Below are 15128 nucleotides of genomic sequence, written 5' to 3' on the forward strand. Positions count from 1 at the left end.
ACCGCTACCCGCGAGCCATGTCCACGAAGCGGCTGAGGTGGAGCTGGTGGGCGACGGTGATGGTCGCGGTGGGGCCGTTTCGGTGTTTGCCGAGGATCAGGTCGGCCTCGCCGCCGCGCGGGTCGTCGCGTTCGAACGCGTCGGGGCGGTGCAGCAGGATCACCATATCGGCGTCCTGTTCCAAACTTCCCGATTCACGCAAATCCGACACCATGGGGCGCTTGTCCGTTCGCTGTTCCGGACCACGGTTCAGCTGACTGATCGCGACCACCGGAACTTCCAGTTCCTTGGCCAGTAGTTTCAGGCTTCGGGAGAATTCCGAGACTTCCTGCTGGCGGGATTCGACCTTCTTACCGGAGGTCATCAGCTGCAGGTAGTCCACCACGACGAGCCGCAGATCGTGGCGCTGCTTGAGGCGGCGCGCCTTCGCCCGGATCTCCATCATGGTCAGGTTCGGCGAATCGTCGACGAACAGCGGCGCCTCACTGATCTCGCTCATCCGCCGCGCGAGCTTGGTCCAGTCGTCGTCGCTCATCCGCCCGGCACGCATATCCCCGAGCTTGATCTTCGCCTCCGCCGACAGCAGACGCATCACGATCTCGGTCTTACTCATTTCCAGCGAGAAGATAACGCTCGCCAAGCCGTGCTTGATCGAGCAACTCCGCATGAAATCCATTCCGAGGGTGGAATTGTGCGTGGGGACCATCGAGCGCCCGGCCAGGTAGAGGTGGTCGGGATTGTCGACCTCGACGCAGCGGACCGGGACGCTGGGGATAGGCCGGATGTCGACGATGAACCGTGAGTTCGACCGCGCGGTCCCGGTCGCACCCCGACGCCGCTTGTGCAGTAGATTCTTTCGGCTCAGGCCGAATACCTCGTCGTCGGTCGCGAACGTGAGGGTGTACGCCACCGAACTGTCCGCGGTGCGTCCGCGAGCGCTCTTGCTCGATCGGTGGCATCGATATCCGAGGCTGACGATCAGTTCTTCGACATCGGAGACCAATCGTTCGTTCGTCACCGCGAATTGCACGGAACCGCCGTGGGTCACCGTGCCGTCGGTATCGAGCAGTCCGGCCAGCAGCGCTCGCCGCTGCGCTTCGGAGGCTCGCAGATAGGCGGTCGGGATGTGCTTGTTCCCCAGAACACCGATGGTGCGCAACCGTGCCTGCACCGTGCCTGTGGCATTGCGGCAGCCCTGGCACGTCCGCAGACCCGTGGAAGGCCGGCCGCATTGCGGGCAGGTCGGCCGCGGCGAGCGGGCGGACACGAATCGCGACTTGCCACCGCAGGATCGGCCGCAGGTCTTCACCTCGGAGGTGAAGGGCACGAACTCGGCTCCGCACACGACGCAGTTGCGAGGAGAAATGGGAGCGGGATCGGGCAATTGCAGGCTGTAGCGCAACTCGGCACTTGCCGACGGCACCGCAACCAGCCCCTCGTTCTCGATGCGCAGCACGATTTCTGGGTCTGCGGTGGTCAGCTGGGCTGAGGCGGAGGTGCCGTCGCCCAGCCAGGCGCCCAAGGTATATGGCGGAACGAGCAGGTCACGCTCCGGCAGCTGAAGGGGCGCCGCATTGGTGACCGAGTGGTTGAGGCGCGCGTCCGCGGTCGTACAGCGAAGGGTTCCGGCGATATCGGCGGTGGTCCGAACCTCGGCGAATGTCCGCTGGTTCCGGTACCGGTTGTAGCTCGTCGCGGCTTGCTGCGCCGAGCGCCGCGAGGCGCGTGTCTCGGTCAGCCATTGATGTTCGGCGTCTGCGACGATCACCGTGCCGTCGGAGAATTCCACCTCGTAGCAAGGGCGTTCGTGCATCGTCTCGGTCGCTGCTACGACGCGGGTCGGTCGTCCGTGAGCGTCGAGCAGTTCGTCTCCGACCGCCACCTCGCCCATGGTCGTCCAGCCATCCGGGGTGGGTAGCGGGGTATCGAGTGCGAGCGCCTTACCGACGCCGGGGCGGGCCGCGACGATGATCATCTGGCCGGGGTGCAGGCCGTTGGTGACCTCGTCGAGTTCGGTGAAGCCGGTCGGTACGCCGAGGGAGATGCCGCCGCGGCTGGCGATGGAGTCGATCTCGTCCATCGTCGGCTGGAGGAGCTCCTCCAGGGGCAGGAAGTCCTCGGTGGACCGGCGTTCGGTGACCTCGTAGATCTCGGCCTGGGCGCGGTCGACGACCTCGGCGACGTCCTGGCCCTCGGAGCCGGCGTAGCCGAATTGGACGATGCGCGTGCCGGCCTCGACCAGGCGCCGCAGAATCGCCTTCTCCGCGACGATTTCGGCGTAGTAGGAGGCGTTGGCCGCCGTCGGCACGGTCTGGGTCAGGGTGACCAGATAGGGCGGGCCGCCGATGCGTTTGAGTTCGCCGCGGCGGTCCAGGGTGGCGGCGACGGTGACCGGGTCCGCGGGTTCGCCGCGGCCGTAGAGGTCGAGGATCGCGTCGTAGACGGCCTGGTGCGCGGGACGGTAGAAATCGCCGGGACGGATGACCTCGACGACGTCGGCGATGGCGTCCTTGCTGAGCAACATGCCGCCGAGAACCGACTGTTCGGCGGCCATATCGTGCGGCGGCTGCCGACCGAAATCCTCGCCGGGCTGATCGTTGTAGTCCGAGTGCCCGCGATCGTCGACGACTGCCACTCGACCGTCCTCTCTCATCGCACCCGGCCTGATCCCACCCGGCTTCGACCCTATTGATGACCTGTTGTACGCCCTGGTACCGACACGTCGGAACATGTCACACCGGCCGTCGCGGCGGCCGCCACATGATCGAGAACCAGCCCGTAGCTAACGGATTTCCCGCAACGAGAATCACGGTGCTACCGGCGCGTGACGACGGCGCCTGGAAGAACCTAAGGGACCGAGTTGGGGATCGCCAAACCGTCCTGTGGAAACAGCTGTGGATAAACTGGGCACAGTTCACCCACTGTTGTGCAGGCCTTGTGCATCAACTGGGGATAACCCGGTATGCGCAGCAGCTATGACCAGGTGGACACGCGTTTTTTCGATTTCCCACATGTGGATTGAAATAGCGTCGGCGTGTCATCCGAGATGAACAGCCGGGCGTGTTGGGTTAACACCGCTCTCCGAAGCTATGGCGTAGATCACATTCGAGATGGTCGGTTTGGCTACTTGTCCACAAATCCCCAGGAGCTGGGTAAAAAGTGCGCAGAGGCTGTCGCAGGCGGGATCCAATGCCCACCGTCACCAACTAGCAAATCTTTCGCAACTCTATCGTGTCGGATCCGATTCCGGTCCGAAACGCGACAAGAGGCGTATACGGGCCTGTCGGACGGAGAAATCCGCGCAGGCGAAGACCATCCCCGCGGTAACCACGGGGATGGTCTTCGATGAACTGTGACCCGTCGGCCGGACCGGGCATATCGGCGAACCGATGGGTGCCGTACCGGACAGCGGGGCGGAGATCACTCCGCGGCAGCAACCTGCAGGTCGAACTTGGCGATCACGTCGGGGTGCAGGTGCACGGTGACGTTGTGCTTGCCGGTGCTCTTGATGTGCGACTTCGGCAGCTCGATGCTGCGCTTGTCGAGCACCGGGCCACCGGCGGCCTTGACCGCGCCGGCGACGTCGGCGGTGGTGACCGAACCGAACAGCTTGCCGGTGCCGGCGGTCTTCACCGACAGGGACACGCCCTCCAAGCCCTCGATCGCGGTCTTGAGCTCCTTGGCGTGGTCCAGGTCGCGCACGCGACGGGCGTCCTGCGCCCGGCGAATGCCCTCGACCTGCTTCTCGGCGCCGCGGGTGGCGACGATCGCCAGGCCGCGGGGCAGCAGGTAGTTACGGCCGTAGCCGTCCTTGACCTCCACGGTGTCGCCGGGCGCACCGAGGTTGTCCACATCAGCAGTCAGAATCAGCTTCATCGTCTGCCTCCCGTTCTCAGCGAGCCGTGGACACGTACGGCAGCAGCGCGACCTCGCGAGAGTTCTTCACCGCGACGGCGATGTCCCGCTGGTGCTGCACGCAGTTTCCGGTGACGCGGCGGGCGCGGATCTTGCCGCGGTCGCTGACGAACTTGCGCAGCAACGCCGTGTCCTTGTAGTCGATGACGGCGCCGGTGCCCGAGCCGTCCTTCTTCGCCTTCTTGTCGTCCTTGCAGAACGCGCAAGCCTTCTTCTTCAGCACCTTTTCGCGTGCCGGTGCTTTGGCCATGGGTCTTCACTCCGTTTGCCTGGGAGCCGCATACCGCGGGCCCCGATATGTGAGCCGTTCAGAACGGCGGTTCGTCGTCCATCTGGCCGCCTCCGAAGGAGCCGGCCGCGGGAGCGCTGCCCCACGGATCGTCGCCGGCGGAACTCTGTCCGCCGCGACTGCCACCGTTGGAGCCGCCGAAGCCCCCACCACTGCCGCCGGAATTGCCGCCGAAACCACCACCGCCACCGCCGCGCGAGGTCTTGTTGACCTTCGCGGTCGCGTAGCGCAGGGAGGGACCGACCTCGTCGACCTCGAGTTCGACGACCGTGCGCTTCTCACCCTCGCGGGTTTCGTAGGAGCGCTGCTTCAGCCGTCCGCTCACGATGACGCGAGCGCCTCGGGTCAGGCTCTCGGCGACATTCTCCGCGGCCTCACGCCAAATGTTGCAGCGCAGGAACAGTGCCTCGCCGTCTTTCCATTCGTTGGCGTTGCGGTCGAACACCCGGGGAGTCGAGGCGACGGTGAAATTGGCCACCGCCGCGCCCGCGGGCGTGAATCGAAGTTCCGGATCTGCCGTCAAATTGCCGATGACGGTGATTACGGTGTCGCCTGCCATGGTTCCTCCTGGTCTCCGGTGCGATCAGCTGTGCACTCGCCTGTTGCGCTAGAGCCTAAGGCCAGGCAACGACAAGTGCGGTTTGCTTTCCGGCAGGTATGCCAGGGGTCTTACTTCTTGTCCTGCCGCAGCACCTTGGTGCGCAACACCGACTCGTTCAGGCCCAGCTGGCGGTCGAGCTCGCTGACCGTGGCCGGTTCGGCGGTCAGGTCGACGACGGCGTAGATGCCCTCGGCGCGCTTCTCGATTTCGTAGGCCAGCCGGCGGCGGCCCCAGAGGTCGACCTTGTCGATCTTGCCGCCCTGCTGCGAGACCACACTGAGCATCTTGTCCAAGTTCGGACCGACAGTGCGCTCGTCCAGGTTCGGATCGAGGATGACCATCACTTCGTAATGACGCACGGGAACCCATCACCTCCTGTGGACTGTGAACGGCCACGGACTTTCCGTGGCAGGAGGGGTCGTTGCGTCAGCAACCCGACAAGGCTACATGAACGGCCGGTCCGGACCCGAATCCGGGGCGCCGGGTGCGAAATGGGTCTCCTTCCCCATGAATATCGCCGTCGGCGGGGTAGCCCACCTATCGTGGTGAACATGCCGATTCGATCCGCCGATCGTGGGAGCTCCGGCGGTGGCGACGGGGTGGCTGCGGAGGTTGCCGCGTGGCCGATGCGATAGTCCGGGCGCGCGCAACCGGCCGGGTCGCGGCCGCGGCCGCGGTGCTGGCCTGTGCGGTCACGTTGATCTTCGCCTATCTCAACAAGGCTCGTTGCGCGGGCGCGCCGTTCGACGGCGACGGGCGCAGTCTGATCTTCGATCGCATCAAGGATGCCGAGGTCTGCTATTCCGATATCCAATTCCTCTGGCTCGGCCGCGGCATCGACGAACATCTGTTTCCCTACGTCGGCGGCGGTATCACCCCGGACGGCACGCTGACCGGTGGCGCCGTCGAATATCCGGTGCTCAGCGGGCTGCTGATGTGGCTCGGTGCGGCCGGCGTGCACGACGACGCCGGCTTCCTGTTGCATTCGGCGCTGCTGCTGGCGCCGTTCGCTCTGCTGACCGCCTGGATGCTGGGACGGATGTCGGGAGCGGTCGCGCTGCTGTGGTCGGTGGGTCCGCCGCTGGTGCTCTACGCGTTCCACAATTGGGAACTTCCGGTGGTGTGCACGGCAGTCGGCGCGGTCTACGTGATGACCACGCTGACTCGATATTCGTTGCGCACCAGGGGAATTGTCGCGGCGGTCCTGCTGGGCATCGGATTCTGCCTGAAGTTGTATCCGGGAATCTTCGTCCTGCCGCTGATGCTCTACCTATTTCTCGGCGAGCCGGACCTCGGCGAGCGGCCGGATGCCTCTCGCCGCGGCTACGATCCGGCCGGTGCGTTCGCGGCCGCGGGTGCGGCGATCGTGACGGTGGCGGCGATCAACCTGCCCTTCGCTCTGCTCGGTTACGATGGCTGGCGGGCCTCGTTCACCTTCCAGCAGATGCGGCAGGCCGACATCACCACCAACTCGATCTGGTACTGGGGTCTGCGGCCGATGTTCGGGCAGGGACAGAGCGGGGAGGCGTCGTTCCAGAACGTCGTGGCGACGGCCTCGCCGGTCCTGGTCGCCGTCTCGTTCGCGCTCGCGATCTGGTTGGGGTGGAAGCGTTTTCCCGCACTTCGCTACTACCCCTGGGTGGGCGTGAGCGCGGCGATGCTGTGTGGATTCCTGTTGTTCCACAAGGTGCATTCACCGCAGTACACGCTGTGGGTGCTGCCGTTCTTCGTCCTGCTCGAGGTGCCGTGGGCGGCGGTCGGCGCCTATCTGCTGGCCGATCTGGCGCTCGGCATCGGGGTCTTCCGCTACTTCCACGCTCTGGGGAGCGGAACGGGTGCGGACTTCTACGAGAAACTCGTGCAGTTCGGGGTGTGGGGACGCGCGATCCTGTTGGTGTTCTTCTTCTTCGCGTTCGTTCGCGCCCGCCCGCGCGGATACCGGCCGATGGTGTCGCCGGTAGCGCGCGAACTCGTTTCCACCCGCTGAATTACGGCTTGCCGCGGCGAGCGCGGAACGACGCGCTCTTGGCGCGGTTGCCGCACAGCGTCATATCGCACCAGCGCCGCGAACCCGCGCGGGAGGTGTCGAGGTAGAGGCGTGTGCAGGTATCGCGGCCGCATTGTTTGATCCGATCGCGATCGGGTCCGCCGAGGAGTTCGATCGCCTCGGTCGCGATGCGCGCGAGGGCGTGCTCGCAGTCGCCGCGGCGGGTCACGCCGGCGTCGGCGCGCAGGGCGATCGAGGGTTTCGGACCGTCCGCGATCCGGTTGACCAGCACCCGGTCGGCATCGCGCCACGGCGCACCGGTGGTGGTGGCCAGGGCCAAGCGGTACACCGCTTCGCGCAGTTCGACCGCCCGGGTCAGGTCGGCCGCGTCGCATCGCGCCGCGGAATCCAGTAATCCGGCCGCGATCAGCCATTCGCCGAGGGTGGTGGGAGCCGTCAGGAGATCGGCGAAACCGCCATTGCGCTCCTGGACCGTGCCGGCGAAATCCAGGGCCACGTTGCCGCTGACGAAGGTGAACACCTCGCCATCGTAACCCCCTTGACAGGTTAGTCGCACCGATGTCAGGGTTGGTAACCAGTTGAAGCGGTTATTCGGGAGGCGTCGTGCGGAAGCGACTGATGGAGACGGCCGCGCCCGCGGCCTTCGTCGTGATGTGGAGCAGTGCGTTCATCGCCGGCATCATCGGCGTCGGTGCGGCGCCGCCGATGGTGGTGCTGTTCGCCCGCTTCGCCTGCGCCGGACTGGTCTTGGCGGTGTATGCCGTCGTCGTCGGGGCGCGGTGGCCGCGCGGCCGGCAACTGGCGCATGTCGCCGTCGCCGGATTGCTCATGCAGATGGTGCAGTTCGGCGCCTTCTACACCGCCATGGCCGACCATGTGTCCGCGGCGGTGATCTCACTGGTGCAGGGATTGAATCCGGTGGTGATCGCGCTGTTCGCCGGGACCGTGCTCGGTGAGTCGGTCACCGTGCGGCAGTGGATCGGATTCGGTGTCGGCGGCCTCGGCGTCGGACTCGCGGTTGTCGACCAATCCCATTTCTCCGCAACGGGTTTGGCGCTGTGCGTGGCCGGTCTGCTGGGGCTCAGCCTCGGCACGGTCTATCAGAAGCGTTTCGTGCCGCAGGTCGACACCCGCACGAATACCGCTGTGCACGTGCTGATCAGCGCGCCGGTGGCGGGAATCTTCATGGTCGGGAGCGGGGATACGCACATCGCCGATCCGCTGCGATTCGCCGGCTCGCTGGTGTGGATGGTGGCGATCAACGCCGTCGCCTGCTTCCTGCTCCTGAATGCGATGCTGCGCCGCTGGGACGCCACTCGCGTCGGCAAGTTGTTCTTCGTCACCCCGTTGGTCACGGCGGGACTGGCCTGGCTGCTGATCGCACAACCGTTGCGGCCCTTGACGATTGCCGGACTGGGCGTCGGGCTGCTCGGGATGGTGCTGGCCTCGCTCCGATCCGGAACCCGGCCGGGTGCCGCGGTGGCCGGGGAGCCGACCGCGCCGGCGTCCGGCGCCGTACTGGAGCGCCGGCCCGGACTGGCCCCCCTGAGGTAGGGATTCGGGCCTACTGCGGCTCGCCGTGCGCCGCGCTGATCACGCCGTCGAGCACCTCGCGGGTGCGGACCAGATCCTTGATGCACGCGTCGATGCGTTTGCGTTCGGCGGCAAGGGTTTCCGAGAGCCACGGGGTGGCGGTCCGCGCGGGCGTACCGTCGGTGTCGTTGATGCACGGCAGCAGTTCGGCGATGGTGCGGCTGTGCAGTCCCGCGGCGAACATCTCCTGAATGCGAACCACGCGGTCCACGGCCTGCTCACGGTATTCGCGCTGACCGCCCGAGGTCCTGGACGAAGCCAGCAGGCCCTGACTCTCGTAGTACCGCAACGACCGCACGCTGACGCCCGTGCGTCGTGCCAGTTCGCCGATGCGCACCGGTTTCTCCCTTGCACCTCACATTGATGTCAGGTTCTACGGTACGCGCATGCTGTTGCTGACCGACTATCACGCAAGCCACCTGCACCTGCCCAATCGCGTCGTGATGGCGCCGATGACCCGGCTGCGCTCCCGCCCCGACGGCTCGCCCACCGACGATGTGGCGACCTACTACGCCCAGCGTGCCGACGCGGGACTCATTGTCACCGAGGGAATCTGGCCGCATTCCACCGGCCAGAGCGAGGCATGGGTGCCGGGCCTGGCCACCGAGGCGCACATCGCCGGGTGGCGGCGGGTCACCGAAGCCGTCCACGGCGCGGGCGGGCGGATCTTCGCCCAGCTCATGCACGGCGGGCGGTGGGGTCATCCCCTGGCCCGGATCGACGGCACCCTGCCGGCCGGACCGTCGGCGGTACCGGCCGCCGATCCGGTCCACCTGATCGACGGGGGGAAGGCCCCGGCGCCACGGCCTCGGGCCATGACCCGCGCCGAGATCGCGCAGGCCGTCGAGCATTATGCCGCTGCCGCCGCCAACGCACTCGCGGCCGGATTCGACGGTGTCGAGATCCACGGTGCGAACAGCTATCTCGTCCATCAGTTCCTGGCCGACAACACCAATCTGCGCACCGACGAATACGGCGGCACGATCGCCAACCGCATGCGATTCGCACTCGAGGTCACCGACGCCGTTGCCGCCGTGGCGGGTTCGCATCGAGTCGGGATCCGGTTGTCGCCGGGCAATCCGCAATTCGGCATGCACGAGGCCGATCCGGCGCCGCTCTACCGCGCCCTGGTCGGTGAACTCGCCGGACGGGATCTCGCCTACCTACACCTCACCGACAACGACGACTATCCGGCACTCGCCGATCTGCGCCCGCGCTGGAACGGCACGCTGATCGCCAATATCGGTGAGAACCGCGCACCGACCGCACCCCCGGCGGCCGAGCGGCTGCTCGCCGACGGCCGGGCCGATCTGGTGTCCTTCGGGCGGGCCTTCATCGCCAATCCCGATCTAATATCGCGGATCCGGCACGATCGAGCGCTGGCGCCGGTGCGCGAGGACGGTCTCTACGGCCGGGGACCGCATGGATATACCGACTACCCGGCGTGGATCGACCGCGCCGAGCGGGTGGCCTGACCCGGGAATCACAGCGCCGATGACCGCCCCGGTCGCATACCGTCGGCTCGCTCATCTCGGGCTTCGTGGCATGCGTGGCGACGGGCATCGGCGTGTTCCATTGTCACAGAACCCGACCCGATTCGGTGCCGGGGTTCCGGGATTACTGCCAGCGCTGCAGCAATCGGTTCGCCTCGGTGCTCAGCGCGCGCTGCAGGAACGGCCCGAAACTGACCCGGGCAACGCCCACTTCGGCGAACCAGGCGCGATCGCCCTGGTCCGGCAGGCCGATGGCGTTGACCGGCAACGGAAGTTCGGCACAGAGCCGGCGCAGGATCTCCGGGTCGCGCTGCCCCACCGGGTAGAGCACGTCGGCACCCGCTTCGGCCGCCAGCCGCATCCGCTCCAGCACCCGCTCGACCCGGTCCGGGGTGTTCTGGTCCTCGCGCAGGAACAGGTCGGTGCGAGCGTTGACCACCACGTGCACACCGGCGGCATCGGCCGCCTGCCGCAGTCCCGCGACGAAGTCGGCGTGTTCGCTCGGCTCGCGCAGGCGGCCGCCCTCGCTGTGCACCGAATCCTCGATGTTGAGGCCGACCGCGCCCGCCTCCAGCAGTCCGTCGATCAGCTGGGCGGGCTTCAGGCCGTAGCCGGATTCGATATCGACCGAGACGGGAATGTCGACCGCCGCGGTGATCTCGCGAACCCGGGCCATCGATTCGGGATAGGTCATCCCCTCCTGATCGGATTTGCCCAGCGAATCCGCCAGCGGATGGCTGCCGACGGTCAGCGCGGCGAAACCGGCCGCCTGCACCAGATTCGCCGACCACGCGTCCCAGACGGTCGGCAGAATCGCCGGATCGCCGGGGCGGTGCAGCTCGAGGAAGGTGGTGGCCTGCTCGCTCAATGCGGTCATGTGTCGATCCTCGCCCATGATCGGGTGTTCGCGCCAGCGGCCGGATACGGCGGCCTGGGTTGCAGCGCCGACGGTAACCACGGCAGCGCCGGATCCTGCGCGCGGTCCAGAATTCCGCCTACCGGGTCGTCCGCGCCGTCGGCTCGGACGAGGTCCTGTTCGGGCCGGTAGATCTGGCGGACCACCAACGCGCACAGGCCCACGACCGCGAAGTCGCGGATCAGGACCGCGCTGGTGAACCACTGTTCGGGGACGCCCTTGTCGTCGGTGCCGAGGTAGTAGTACATGCGCGGGAACCACACCAGCGCGTCGATCGTCATCCACGCCAACAGGATTCGCCGGTGCGGCAGGGCCAGCACCGCCAGCGGGACCAGCCACAGCGAATACTGCGGACTCCACACCTTGTTGGTCAGCAGGAACGCCGCCACCACCAGGAAGGCCAGCTGCGCCACGCGCGGTCGGCGGGCGGCGGTGAGCGCGATGTATCCGATCACCGCGCAGGCGACCGCGAACAGCACGAGCGACACCGAATTCAGCGCGGTCGGCGTGTCGGAGGAGGCGAGTGGACCGTCGAAACCCTGCCAGCCGGTGAAGGAGGTGATCACGTTGTAGAGCGAATCCGGATCGGCATGGCGTTCACTGTTGAGCCGGAAGAATTCCCACCAGCCCTCGGTGAACGGCACCGCGATGGGCAGATTCACCGCCAGCCAGGCCGACATGGCCGACAACACCGTCACCAGCGCCGCCCGCAGCGGGCTGATCCGCGCGCCGGCCAGGTAGTCGCGCAGGGCCCTCACCGCGTTGTTGCCGTTGCGCCGCAGCTGTTCTCGCAGGCCCGGCAGTCGGTCACGGCCGTCGACACGCAGGCAGAGCACCACGATCGGGCCCAGCAGCAACAGCGGATACAGCTTGGCCGCGCCGCCCAAACCGAGCAGGATTCCGGCCAGGACCGGCCGCCGCCTGGCCCAGGCCAGCAGGCCCGTGGCCGCGAAAGCCGTTGCCAACGCGTCGAAATTGGTGAAGATGTGCACGAGCACCAGCGGTGAGAGCGCCACCAGCGCCGCATCCCAGATCCGGCGGCCCGCCAGCATCGCCGACGCCCACACCGTCACCAGCCAGGCCAGCGCCAGTCCCACGGCGACGACGTTGAAATACACCACCACCGACAGCGCCTTCGGCAACGGCAGCGACATCCAGATATTGGCGACCTCCATCGCCAGGTACTGATAGAGGCCCGACAGCACCGGATATTCCATGTACCGGGTCTGCAGTTTGCCGTCGGGGCCGACCTCGGTCCACTTCTTCTTGTAGGGGAACGCGCCCTCGTCGAGATGTTCGGCGCCGTAGAGCGGCACCGTATCCGAATAGCACATGGCCACGTATTGGCGACCGTTGTTCCAGTCGAGGGTGAGATGGCCCTCCGAGGTGGTCGTCTGCTGAATGCAGCCGGCCTTACCCGCCCAGCCGAGGGCGAGGAACACCACCGCGAAGGCCAGCAGAATGCGCAGCGGAGTCCAGAACCGAGCGCGGCCGATCAGGGCATGGTCGCCGACCGGGCCGCCGATCGTGCTGCTCAACTGAGCGGTCATCGAATCGGTGCGGCTGGGTTTGTCCCGGCGCACCGCCGATCTCCGATCCGCGGCGAGGGGAGCCGCGGAAACGAAACCGGTGGCGGTCTCGACACCTTCGTCACCGAACGTCGAGGCCGCCACCGGCTGTTGTTCACTCACGCCACCCGAGGCTACCGGTGACTGTTGGAGTTTCCGTCTCCTGTCCCGTCGGTACTGTTGCCGACGCCGGCGCCCGGACGCTGGGACCGTGAATTGCCGTTGGTGTCGCCGGAATTCGACGTGGTCGGTGAGGATCCGTCGGCGGGTGCCACCGGTTGGCCCGGCAGTGGTCCGGTGTCCTGCGACTGCGGCTGGTTCTGCTGCGGCTGCGAGCGCGGATTCGGCTGGATGCCCGGCACCGGAATGGTGATGCCCGGCAGGATCTCGACCTGCGACGGCTTCACCACGACCGGCGGCTGATACTCCTGCTGGGTGGTGCTCGGTGCGGTGTACGGCGCCGAATAGGACGGCACACCGGCCTGGCCGCCGATCGCGGCCGGCTTCGGGAAGTTCTCCTTCGGCGTGCCCTCGAGCGCGCCGTCCATGGTGTCCTTCCAGATATCCGACGGCAGGCCGGAGCCGTACATGATCGACCCGCCGGGCGTCTTCAGCGCGACACCGTCCGCGGTACCCACCCAGACCGCTGTCGACAGCGACGGGGTGAAGCCGATCATCCACGCGTCCTTGTTCTGACCGGTGTCGCCGAGCTGGGTGGTACCGGTCTTGGAACCGGACAGTCGGCCGCCGGCCAGGCCGTGGTTGCGGGACGAGGCGGCGATCGGCTGCATCGCCGCCGACAGGTTGTCCGCGACGGCGGCGGAGACCCGCTGCTCGCCCGCGACCTGTCCGCGGTCGAGCAGGACCTGACCGTCGGCCGTCACGACCTTCTGCACGAAATGCGGCTTGTGATAGACGCCCGAGGCGGCGATGGTCGCGTACGCGGAAGCCATATCCAGCGGCCGCACCTGGTACTGACCCAGGATGATGCCGTTGTTGGGGCCGGAGCCATCGGGCTCGGTCAGCGTCTGGCCCACGCCCGGAATCGTGTCGGGAATGCCCATGCGGTGCGCCATCGCGGCGATCTTCGTCGGACCGTCCGGCATATCGAGTTCCATGCGGTAGAAGCTGGTGTTCAGCGACCGCTTGAGCGCCTCGGCGATGGTGCAGGTACCGCAGGTCTCACCCTCGGCGTTGGTGATCTTGATGCCGTTGACCGTCAGATCCGAACTGTCGTACATCGTCGACAGCGGCTTGCCGAGTTCGAGATTCTCGGCCAGGCCGAAGACCTTGAACGTCGAGCCGGACTGCAGACCGGCATTGGCGAAGTCCCAGCCGGTCGCGTTGTCGCCGCCGTAATAGGCGCGCACCGCACCGGATTTCGGATCGACCGAGACGACCGCAGTCCGGACCTCGTCGCGTTCACCCTGCATGTTCTTGTGCACCGAATCGATCGCCGCCTGCTGGGCCTTCTGATCGATGGTCGTGGTGATCTGCAGACCCTCGGTGTTCAGCTGGGTATCGCTGATACCGGCCTCGGACAGCTCGCTGAGCACCTGCCGCTTGATCAGGCCGTTCGGGCCCGCGGTCTTGTTCTCGCTGTCGGCGCTGTTGGCGCTGGACGGCAGGACCTTCGGGTACACCATCTTGGCGCGTTCGGCCGCCGGGATGGAACCGGCCTTGACCATGCCGTCGAGGACGTAGTTCCAGCGCTGTTCGGCGCCCTTCGGGTTGTTCTCCGGGTCCAGGCCGTACGGCTGGTTGATGGTGGCGGCCAGCATCGCGCCCTCTTCGACGGTCAGCTGTTCGACCGACTTGCCGAAGTAGGCCTTGCCCGCGGCGTCGATACCGAAGGTGCCGCGACCGAACGGAATGGTGTTCAGATACGCGGTGAGGATGTCGTCCTTACTCCACTGCCGCGCCATCTTCGCCGAGATCACCAGCTCGCGCATCTTGCGGCTCAGCGAATGCTGATTGCCGACCATGGCGTTCTTGACGTACTGCTGGGTGATCGTCGAACCACCACCGGCGGTGTCCTTGCCCATCAGGTTGTCGCGCGCGGCGCGGGCGAAACCGCTGATGGAGAAGCCGGGGTTCGAGTAGAAGTCCCGGTCCTCGGCCGCGATCACCGCGTTGCGCACGTGCGGCGGGATCTGGTCGATGGTGACGTCGGTCCGGTTGCCTTCCGGCGGAACGATTCTGCTGATCTGCGTGGTGCCGTCGGAGGCCAGGATCGTGGCGACCTGAGGGGTTTTGAGATCGCCCGGCTGGGGTATGGAGACGGTCGTGTACGCGATCAGGAAGACCGCGCTCGGCACCACGATCGCCAATGCCACCAGGACATAGATCACTCGCCGCACGATGCGCCACGGCGTTTTTTTCTTCGCCTTCGGGCCTCTGCCCGCCGAACCGCCGGGACCGTCGCCGCCGCCGTTGCCCTTGCGCGGCGGCGGACCCGACGGGGGAGCACCCGCGCCCACCGCGCGGCGTCCGCCGGTGCCCGGACCCGATCCGGGGCGGGTGCCGGCGCCGCCGGGAGCCGACCGGTTGGCCGCTGTCGAGCGCGGGCCGCGCTGCGCCATCGCCTCAGCGAGGGTTCCGGCCGCGATCTTCTGAGTGGCCTGAGGTTTCTGCTCACCGGGACGCGGTGCCGGGTTCGCGGAATTTCCGGGGCGCCGCGGTGGGCCACCGGCCGGATTCGGCTGACCGCCGCGCACCGTGGGCTGCCCGCCGGTGCGCGGTGGG

The 15128-nt window shown here is 67.0% G+C and carries 13 protein-coding genes; 3 read left to right on the plus strand and 10 right to left on the minus strand.

The features are described 5' to 3' along the window. Positions 1–4: 4 nt before the first annotated feature. The 5 genes from dnaB to rpsF all read right to left on the minus strand — a co-directional run bounded on the left by dnaB (position 5) and on the right by rpsF (position 5164). Positions 5–2653, minus strand: coding sequence for a replicative DNA helicase (gene dnaB / locus AC5592_RS06550; RefSeq protein WP_157121612.1), 2649 nt, complete (start codon positions 2651–2653; stop codon positions 5–7). Positions 2654–3420: 767 nt separating this feature from the next. Continuing rightward, positions 3421–3876 (minus strand): 50S ribosomal protein L9, encoded by a 456-nt coding sequence (rplI, locus tag AC5592_RS06555; RefSeq protein ID WP_036507152.1) that lies wholly within the window; start codon positions 3874–3876, stop codon positions 3421–3423. A gap of 16 nt (positions 3877–3892) precedes the next feature. Then, positions 3893–4165, minus strand: a complete 273-nt coding sequence (gene rpsR / locus AC5592_RS06560; protein ID WP_025353551.1) for a 30S ribosomal protein S18 — start codon at positions 4163–4165, stop codon at positions 3893–3895. Between the two features lie 58 nt (positions 4166–4223). Next, positions 4224–4763, minus strand: coding sequence for a single-stranded DNA-binding protein (locus tag AC5592_RS06565; RefSeq protein ID WP_036507149.1), 540 nt, complete (start codon positions 4761–4763; stop codon positions 4224–4226). A 110-nt stretch (positions 4764–4873) separates the two neighbouring features. Beyond that, entirely contained in the window at positions 4874–5164 is a 291-nt protein-coding gene (gene rpsF, locus AC5592_RS06570; protein ID WP_030514152.1) for a 30S ribosomal protein S6, read from the minus strand. 260 nt (positions 5165–5424) lie between these two features. Here rpsF and AC5592_RS06575 point away from each other — a divergent pair, with 260 nt between their 5' ends. Further along, complete coding sequence (locus AC5592_RS06575; protein ID WP_371507123.1) at positions 5425–6792, plus strand: glycosyltransferase family protein; 1368 nt, start codon at positions 5425–5427, stop codon at positions 6790–6792. A 1-nt stretch (position 6793) separates the two neighbouring features. On the opposite strand, the gene AC5592_RS06580 is transcribed toward AC5592_RS06575, so the two are convergent. After that, a complete protein-coding gene (locus AC5592_RS06580) occupies positions 6794–7333 on the minus strand; it encodes a CGNR zinc finger domain-containing protein (RefSeq protein ID WP_063063672.1) in 540 nt (179 codons plus the stop codon). Between the two features lie 83 nt (positions 7334–7416). On the opposite strand from AC5592_RS06580, the gene AC5592_RS06585 reads away from it, so the two are divergent. Then, the gene (locus tag AC5592_RS06585) at positions 7417–8367 is read left to right on the plus strand and encodes a DMT family transporter (RefSeq protein WP_232329223.1); all 951 of its coding nucleotides are present in this window, start codon (positions 7417–7419) and stop codon (positions 8365–8367) included. 10 nt (positions 8368–8377) lie between these two features. Here the strand turns inward: AC5592_RS06585 and AC5592_RS06590 are convergent, their stop codons facing one another. Next, a complete protein-coding gene (locus AC5592_RS06590; RefSeq protein ID WP_063008923.1) occupies positions 8378–8743 on the minus strand; it encodes a MerR family transcriptional regulator in 366 nt (121 codons plus the stop codon). Between the two features lie 49 nt (positions 8744–8792). Here AC5592_RS06590 and AC5592_RS06595 point away from each other — a divergent pair, with 49 nt between their 5' ends. After that, positions 8793–9881 (plus strand): alkene reductase, encoded by a 1089-nt coding sequence (locus AC5592_RS06595; protein WP_063063673.1) that lies wholly within the window; start codon positions 8793–8795, stop codon positions 9879–9881. Positions 9882–10023: 142 nt separating this feature from the next. Here AC5592_RS06595 and AC5592_RS06600 read toward each other — a convergent pair whose 3' ends face one another. Genes AC5592_RS06600 through AC5592_RS06610 form a run of 3 tightly spaced genes read right to left on the minus strand, consistent with a single transcriptional unit; the run spans position 10024 to position 14965 of the window. Continuing rightward, positions 10024–10776: an isocitrate lyase/PEP mutase family protein gene (locus tag AC5592_RS06600; RefSeq protein ID WP_036507142.1), complete on the minus strand. Its 753-nt coding sequence runs from the start codon at positions 10774–10776 to the stop codon at positions 10024–10026. Then, positions 10773–12488: a glycosyltransferase family 87 protein gene (locus AC5592_RS06605; RefSeq protein ID WP_063063709.1), complete on the minus strand. Its 1716-nt coding sequence runs from the start codon at positions 12486–12488 to the stop codon at positions 10773–10775. Before AC5592_RS06605 ends, AC5592_RS06600 begins: the two co-directional genes overlap by 4 nt. A gap of 29 nt (positions 12489–12517) precedes the next feature. Next, positions 12518–14965, minus strand: a complete 2448-nt coding sequence (locus AC5592_RS06610) for a transglycosylase domain-containing protein (protein ID WP_063063710.1) — start codon at positions 14963–14965, stop codon at positions 12518–12520. Positions 14966–15128: the final 163 nt, after the last annotated feature.

Origin of the sequence: Nocardia violaceofusca NBRC 14427 (assembly GCF_963869435.1) — a bacterium.
GTDB lineage: Bacteria > Actinomycetota > Actinomycetes > Mycobacteriales > Mycobacteriaceae > Nocardia > Nocardia aobensis.